The organism is Sporomusa sp., assembly GCF_057736855.1.
In genome coordinates, this window is sequence record NZ_JBYKYF010000102.1 from 1 (window position 1) to 1,600 (window position 1,600).

At 44.6% G+C, this 1,600-nt stretch carries 3 protein-coding genes; all 3 read right to left on the reverse strand.

What is annotated here, in order from left to right; translation table 11 throughout:
• Positions 1–253 (reverse strand): ATP-binding cassette domain-containing protein (locus AC29Z1_RS08495; RefSeq protein WP_488271026.1); only part of this gene is annotated, 253 nt, incomplete at its 3' end.
• Positions 254–376: 123 nt separating this feature from the next.
• Positions 377–1,117: a site-2 protease family protein gene (locus AC29Z1_RS08500; protein WP_488271027.1), complete on the reverse strand. Its 741-nt coding sequence runs from the start codon at positions 1,115–1,117 to the stop codon at positions 377–379.
• 129 nt (positions 1,118–1,246) lie between these two features.
• The coding region (locus AC29Z1_RS08505; RefSeq protein WP_488271028.1) for a transketolase C-terminal domain-containing protein at positions 1,247–1,600 on the reverse strand (354 nt) is incomplete at its 5' end.

Genomic DNA, 1,600 nt, shown 5'->3' on the forward strand with positions numbered 1-1,600 from the left:
AAACAATACCCAAGCCACGCCGTAAATACGGTACTTGGCTTGACGGCATATCAATTAAGTTGTACCCGTTAACTATCAGCCGCCCACTGCTAGGCAGTTCTTCCCGTAAGATAAGTTTGATGAAGGTCGACTTACCTGCGCCACTCGGCCCTACTACAAAAACAAACTCACCTTTACCAATTTCTACTGTAACATCTGCTAGCGCAACCGATCCATTACCATATACTTTCGACACTTCATGCATGTAAATCAAAACTAAAGTACCTCCATTGTAAACTCAAAGACAAAGCGATTACTTATTCGACATTAATCTGGCAAAACCTCTTTTTTGGTATAAATTCAATAAATTGTTTCTATGTTTCTCCATAAATTCCCTTTATTTTAATAGCTCCATAGTGTACAGTGTGGTAAAGGCTAGCACTGTTAGCAGACCAAAATACCACCATGCAACCGTAAGACGCTGAGTGGCTGTTAACTGGTAATAACGCTCATCTTTGTCTTCCTCGCCGCGCCACAGGGCAACCAGCGAAAATAAGAAAATAATTAAAACCAAAATATTATGTGTATACAAAAACACAATACCAATAACCAGACTGCCAATCCACCAAAGCCGTGGAGAAATAGCTGCAGTAATCCGTTCACCATCAAGCGGCGCACAAGGAATTAGATTAAATAAATTTAATAAACAAGCAGTATAAGCCAATATCAGCATCAGCATATTATCACTCCACAAGTAAAATGCCAGGCAGACCAAGGCACTAAGCGTTCCGGCAGCTGGCCCGCCAATAGCGATATTAGCCGTCATTTTGGCATTAACCGGAGCACGGTTTAAGCTAATCACAGCACCAATAAACGGGATGAAGGTTGGCCCGCTGGTTCTCAGTCCAACAATCCGCGATGCAAGCACATGGCCTAATTCATGGACAAGCAAGAGTATTGTAAAACCAATAGCAAACTTAAAGCCAAAAGCAAGTACATAAAAGGCTAGCGACACCAACATAGAGGTAGCGGTTGTCATAGCTCCGCCCATTTGGACCAGTGCCAACAGGCCAACGAATCCTAGTCCAATCCGGCGCATTACACGCCGGCCGAGGCTTATCACCTTCCAGGAGTTCAAGTTCATCCCTCCTTTAATACCCATGTACACCATGGCGAATTAGCAAACTCACCGTTCCAGACAAAAGCAGCCCGCACATACATAATGCATATGCATGTGCGGGCTGCTTTAATGCTTTTAACTGCTATTTTAGGCCTTTTTCCGGCTAACTGCCTTGTTAGCGGCAGCAACAATGGCTTCTTCGGTTAAATTATATTTTTTGAGTAAGTCACCAGGTGTACCAGACTCACCAAAAGTATCCATTACACCCACTCTTTCCAGCGGCACAGGTTCATGTTCGACAAGCACTTCAGCAACAGCACTGCCAAGACCACCGATCACACTGTGTTCTTCACAGGTAACAATGGCACCAGTTTCCCGTGCAGCCGCAATGATGGCTTCTTTGTCAATCGGCTTAATGGAGGCCATATTCAGTACTCTAGCACTTATTCCCCGGGAAATAAGTTGTTCTGCGGCATGACGGGCCGGAGACACCATAACGCC